General features: G+C 35.3%; 9 protein-coding genes and 1 pseudogene. 1 reads left to right on the plus strand and 9 read right to left on the minus strand.

The features are described 5' to 3' along the window. Nucleotides 1–23: 23 nt before the first annotated feature. From ABZA26_RS06145 to ABZA26_RS06185, 9 genes are all read right to left on the minus strand, one after another. Complete coding sequence (locus tag ABZA26_RS06145) at nucleotides 24–578, minus strand: hypothetical protein (protein WP_372713643.1); 555 nt, start codon at nucleotides 576–578, stop codon at nucleotides 24–26. Nucleotides 579–703: 125 nt separating this feature from the next. Continuing rightward, nucleotides 704–1816, minus strand: a complete 1113-nt coding sequence (locus ABZA26_RS06150; protein WP_372713644.1) for a hypothetical protein — start codon at nucleotides 1814–1816, stop codon at nucleotides 704–706. 591 nt (nucleotides 1817–2407) lie between these two features. After that, entirely contained in the window at nucleotides 2408–2680 is a 273-nt protein-coding gene (locus ABZA26_RS06155; protein ID WP_372713645.1) for a hypothetical protein, read from the minus strand. Between the two features lie 119 nt (nucleotides 2681–2799). Continuing rightward, on the minus strand, nucleotides 2800–3489 hold the full coding sequence (locus ABZA26_RS06160) for a hypothetical protein (RefSeq protein WP_372713646.1): 690 nt from the start codon (nucleotides 3487–3489) through the stop codon (nucleotides 2800–2802). 31 nt (nucleotides 3490–3520) lie between these two features. Then, complete coding sequence (locus tag ABZA26_RS06165) at nucleotides 3521–3814, minus strand: hypothetical protein (RefSeq protein ID WP_372713647.1); 294 nt, start codon at nucleotides 3812–3814, stop codon at nucleotides 3521–3523. Nucleotides 3815–3833: 19 nt separating this feature from the next. Next, complete coding sequence (locus ABZA26_RS06170) at nucleotides 3834–4022, minus strand: SAM-dependent methyltransferase (protein WP_372713648.1); 189 nt, start codon at nucleotides 4020–4022, stop codon at nucleotides 3834–3836. Continuing rightward, a complete protein-coding gene (locus tag ABZA26_RS06175) occupies nucleotides 4009–4164 on the minus strand; it encodes a hypothetical protein (protein ID WP_372713649.1) in 156 nt (51 codons plus the stop codon). The genes ABZA26_RS06170 and ABZA26_RS06175 overlap by 14 nt, the downstream gene beginning before the upstream one ends. A gap of 21 nt (nucleotides 4165–4185) precedes the next feature. Continuing rightward, nucleotides 4186–4344, minus strand: a complete 159-nt coding sequence (locus ABZA26_RS06180; RefSeq protein ID WP_372713650.1) for a hypothetical protein — start codon at nucleotides 4342–4344, stop codon at nucleotides 4186–4188. Between the two features lie 14 nt (nucleotides 4345–4358). Continuing rightward, on the minus strand, nucleotides 4359–5363 hold the full coding sequence (locus ABZA26_RS06185) for a hypothetical protein (protein ID WP_372713651.1): 1005 nt from the start codon (nucleotides 5361–5363) through the stop codon (nucleotides 4359–4361). Between the two features lie 179 nt (nucleotides 5364–5542). Here ABZA26_RS06185 and ABZA26_RS06190 point away from each other — a divergent pair. Continuing rightward, nucleotides 5543–5788, plus strand: a pseudogene (locus tag ABZA26_RS06190) (hypothetical protein); the annotation flags it as partial.

The following is a 5788-nucleotide window of genomic DNA, read 5'->3' on the forward strand; positions in this document are numbered from 1 at the left end:
AAACCCCACTGGGAGAACCTACTCTATTCATAGATAAACTCTTCGTCTTCTTCTGTGTTGTCTGTCATCCCGGCTCTGTGCTTCTCTATCTTTAGTCTCTCTACTTCTATCTTCTTCTTGGAAATGAACTCGTCTTCTTTGAGCTCGTGCTTCTTAGCTTCTGTTATAGACTCTTGTGAAGCCTTGCTTGATATCTCAGGACCTAGTACTCTTTCTAGTATGTCAAAGTAGTTCTTGGCATCTTTAGAGTCTGGATGCATATCTTCATCAGAGTAAACAAATCTCCCAACTTCTTTATCATAGTTGACAAGCCTTCTGGGATCTAAGCCGATACTTTCTCTAAGTCTTCCGCTCACGCCTTGCACTAACTCGATCAAATCAATCCCTGATGCTTTTAATATTTCAGATCTTCTTACCATTAAATATTCCTGGAACTCAGGCTCCCTGAAAAGTTTGTATGCATAGGCAGCTGGTTTTTTTATCAGAGGATCTATCTCTTTGATAGCTTCAACTCTCTTTCCTCTGTTCCGGAGATAAGCTTCTGCTATGTCTATTTTCTTTTCTGTCAATCTAGCCATATAAACTTCTCCTTAAAATCAACTGTATTCAACCAAACCTTTTACAGGCCGTTGGCCTTCTCATTATTAACACGCGAGAGACAAAATATAAGTACAGTATTATTGGGGTCTAAAGAACTTCGACCTTACAAAAAGCCGACATCTTTAAGACACCTTTTATGCAAAATTAAACTCAGACCTTGTGTATATTTCAGTCTGATTTCTATTTCTAAAAGCAGTATCTCTCTACAAAACTCTTCGAGTCTTTCTATGTTGTTAAAGTTATCCCTCATTGGGCTTGAAAGCTGCTGTGATTCCAGCAGCGATTCCCTTATTGTCTCTCTATATCTTTTTATTTGGCGAGTACTCACATGGGAAACACTGGTAATCGCAAGGTTCATCACCCTGTCATCCAATGCCCACTCCTGATAGTCTTTTGCCAGACTCTTTAGGTCTCGTGGATTGAAACCCTTCAGCTTTTTTTCCAGATATGAAAGGTCATTATGCAGCTCCTGTGATAATGCATCAAACAATTTAGCACCATTAAAATTCTGAAGTTCTGATGAAAGGTAATCAAGTGTCAGATCACAGGGTTTTGATGTGGAATAGAGTGACCTGAGTCCTCCTTTGGTAAGGCTCCATTCCCCTCTGAGCCTTCCTCCCACTTCTTTATCAGTGTTCTTTTTATTATGCTCATGCAGCTTACTATAGACTTTGAAGTTCAGTCCTTTTATAAGCTCAAAAGCAAAGCCAGTAGAATAAAATCTATCCATTTTGGAAGAGTAATCACCGTAGAAGCACCGTTTTTGACCGAGGAACTTAAAGTTTTTGTGAAGCATCTTATATATAAAAATAAGTATGTTATGCATCTTGTAAAATGCGCCTACATAGAACTGCATACATAGCTCTAAATTCCCGTATTCAAGGTCTGATCTTGTAATTTCATCGCCTGTGAGTTTTGACAGTATCAAGCATACTGCTTTTTCAACCTCTTCTTTTTCAATGTTTTTTTTTACAGGTTCTATATTGTCGTCTCTGTAATATCTGGGGTAGTTGAAATCAATCATGATTCTTGTCTTTACAAATCTGTCAACCACTCTAAAATGATTTATCCACTTGTGATCTACACGGATGATCTCGTCTCCTCTTTTGAACTTCTCACTGTTTTCCAATTTGAAATCTCTAAGGATAGATGCCACTACCATGTCGGAATCCATCTTGGTAACTGCCCAGATGCTAGCTCTGTCTAATCCGATCATTTCATTCCCATTCCCCCTTTCCCAACACAGTTTTTTTTCTTGAGTTTTTACCTTTTTTAAATTTTTCATACAGGATGATAAAGGCTGATAAAAGGCCAAACCTTTCGAGGTTATTTCATTCCTTATGCTGCTTTATCACCTTTTAAAAAAATTCAAAAAATAAAAGGCCCATGGATACAGACTATTACACCTGTATCAATGGACCTTTGGTCTCTATTTTCTATTTAATTTTATTTAACGTGCTACACTTTCTACACCGTATATAGGAGTCTGTGCCATTACTTGAATAATCTGTACTTCCTGTTATTTTAACCCAGCCATCTTCAACCACAGCTAAAATACATTCACATTCTTTACATTTAATTTTTGTCATTTATACTCCTTTAGTTATAGCTTATGCTCTTATTTTTGTCAAATTCTTTTTATTTTTTATTATAAAATTTATATTTTAAAGATGCATCCATATCAAGTAGCTGTTCGAATATAATGATCAACATACCAAATTCTTTTTCTCCCATCAGTAGAAAATAAATTCCACATAGGAACATTATTAATGACAATATCATCCTAATAACTCTTTTAAACCGTCTATCATCTATCATAATGACCACTCTCGATTCTATCAAGGGTACGGTCAATTTTACGTTTTATTATTTCTCTTATATCATCTCTGTATGTTTCGAGTATGTTTTGGAACTGGTGGTGAAGTCCGTGACCTTCCAGGGTAGCTTTGAAGTGTCTACAGTGGTCGTCAAAGTCTCTTTTGATAGCTCCTGTTGAATTGGCTATCATCTGCTCGCATGTTACGATTCTATCAGCTATTTCCTCTTTTGCTTCTTCGAGTCTCTTTTGACATGGGTCCATCACAAACCTCTGAAGTGAGAGGAGTAGCTCAAAGCTCTCGCATTTGGTCTGCTCTAACTGCTGCGCCCCTCCAAAATGAATATACACATTGTTATTTTTATTTTTGTAAACAGATGTAATCATAAATCCCTCCCTAAAATATCCATGAGAACCGCACCGTTTTTTAAATTTGAAATGGTTGTGTCCTTTTCTTCTATGATTTTCAGAAATTGCTTATGCGTCTTTAACTGGTCACTCAACTCTAAATAGCCTTTATGGAGGATCTCGTTTTCTTCTTCCTCTTCCAGATCTTCATATTCCTCTATCTCAATTTGTGCTTCTACGTATTTGACTTCAAGTTTTTGGTATTTCTCCGTGAGTTTATCAAAGCATGACTTTGGAACCATATCATTAAGCCCGGAGTGATATGGATTTAGATCTTCTAGTTGTTTTTTTAGGTCTTCAATGTGCTTTTCTCTGTATCTAAGAGCCGTATTCAACTCTTGTATATGCTTTTGTTGTCCCTCTGTGTCTTTTTCGATGCCTGTGACTTTACCCTGAAGAGTTGCTATTGTATGCATTAGTTGCTGGATCTCTTTTTCTTTTTCATCTATCACATCAAAGGCTTCTACCAGTGTAGGATCTTTGCCAACTGGTATCTCTTTTTTTACTAAATCAGGTTTTCCAATTTGACCAAATTTCTTCATTTTCTGAATTTTACTGTTAATAGCCGGAAGTGATACTCCAAGATGTTCCGCTATATCTTTTCTTGATTTTTCAAAGTTTTCTTTGATATAAGTTTCTTCTGCTGCTGTCCATATTTTTCGCATTTTTCACCTCTTATAAATTTTTGTGAGCACACTAATCTAACTTGCTGAATCTTAAGCATGGAATAAATTGATCCTCTACGCCTAAAATCTTTATTGGATTATTAAAACCTTTAGAACCAAATTTTTGAATAAATTTACCGTCTGATTTTCTAAGGTATCCCTCGTCTATTTGAAAGAAGCAATTCAGAGTTTGAAACTCTGTACTACCACATACTTCAGCAGAGATTCCTGTTATGCCTGAAACCTCCACGCTTGTAAAATTGTCTTTAGTTTTAGAGGCTTCATTTATACCTTTTAAAACTTCAATATAAGTTTTTAATTCCACTCTTTTACCTCCTGTATCTTTATATTTTTAAGTCTTCAAGCTGTTTTTTCTTGAACTTCCAGAATCTCCTAAGGGCTTCTATATTTCCAATCCCGTACTTCCTAAGGAGAACTTTGTGTTCTCCAGGAGTAAGGAATTTGCTCTGTTTTCCTAGATCCTCAAGAAACTGCACCGTTTTTTCAAGAAGTTCTTTTTCATTTCCATTCAATTTCTATCTCCCAACCATTTTTAAAGGCATCTCTAGATAATTTTTCAAGGTTTTTATCAATTCTGACACTGTTTAACTTTATTGATTTTATTTTGTGTAAAATGTTTAAAAAGTTCTCCAGATTAACTATGTGTCCTATCATGTCGTCCTCCCTAATTTAAATTTATTTTTCGTAATAACCTATAAAAACAAACTGTTTTGTATGTTCATCATAATCAAAATATGGCGGTATCACAGCACTTCTATTACTGAGTTTTCCTATTTTAAGATCAAATAATTTTGAATTTTTTTCTATGATAGTAATTCTTTCCAAGCTTTTCATTTACCCCTCCAAACTTAAGAATATAGTCCAATACATTTTGATAATTTATCCCTGTATTCCGTTACTACCGTATCAAACTCAAGTGAATAAGGCTCCGACAATTTATTGAACTTTCCTATAGGGTCAGTGCAGATCCCTGTATCAAATTCATTTACGATAAGGTTTGCAATGTCCTTAATCCTTTTAATTACTTTTGGTCTACTCAGGTTTAATCTTGGTTTTACAGGTTCTAGGTCATAATTCATCTCGATAGCTTTTACTACAAATCCAGGTCCTTTGTTGTTTGATACTGCATAATTTACTACCTGGACAAGCCTTTCTGGTGTAGTACCCAGCTTTTCAAGGTTTTTTAGTGTCCCCTCAGGAACTTTGTAATTGATAGAATTCAATGTCTTGATTATTTCTTTCTTACCGAAGGAACTACCACCAAGGGAACCACCGTGACCGCTAGTAGTGGTTTTTCTTTTTAAGTAAGTATTATTAAGTAAGTCTTTATATGTGGCATTTTCATTTTTTTGATGGTGGTTTATCTCAATGTTTTCGGTACTTACATCGTTTGACACAGGTGTGTCAACAGTGCAACCCATTGATTTTACTGGTTTAGATGGCCCTTTTGATTTTGGCTTTGACACAGGTGTGACAAGCTCGAACTGTTCCTCTTCTGTATCTACTAATTTTACTGGCTTCAAGAGGGTAGAGGGGTGTGTCAGACTGTAAACGTTTGAAGTAAACTCACCATTTTTCTTTTTTCTATTCAATTTTTTTATTAATCCAATGGAGATCATCTTGTCTATAGATCTTCTTGTTTTAACCTTGCATATTTCACCATTTTTATTTCTGATCTTGCATGCTTCTGCAATGACAGGATATGAAGGAAATGCAACCTCTCTACGATTGCTCTTTAGCTTTACCAAATACATAAAAATAATTCTCTCTGACATCTCTAAATCAATATCCCATATCTCGTTTGGGACCATTGTAAAATTTGTATTCCAGGATACTTCTATTCTCGCGTCCATTTAATTCATCTCCTATGCAGGACCTTCCAGAGTCCTTTTATTTTTTATATTCTTATTTAAAAGCCCCGAAGGGCAACCCTGGAAGGCGGCCCATGCAGACTTTTGAATAAAGATATAAGATTTTTATATTTACTTTGGTATGGTATAATTTTATATCTAAAAAGTAAGGGGATGGTTTTATGTTTACAGTTTTAACAGTTAAAATTTTATTGGTATTTTTCCCAGGTATACTGGGAGCAAAAATTATGGAGACCTTCATTCGTGGAAAAAAGAAATATACCAATACAGAATGGGCTATAAATTCTTTCATAATCGGTTTTCTTTCATATGTTTTTGTTACTCTTTCTCCACGATTCACCATTAGTTTCATAGACATTTTTTCAGATGTTCAGACTCTTAAAATTACAATGCCGATATTTATGTGG

Source organism: Ilyobacter sp., assembly GCF_041583315.1.
In the GTDB taxonomy this organism is placed as follows: domain Bacteria; phylum Fusobacteriota; class Fusobacteriia; order Fusobacteriales; family Fusobacteriaceae; genus Ilyobacter.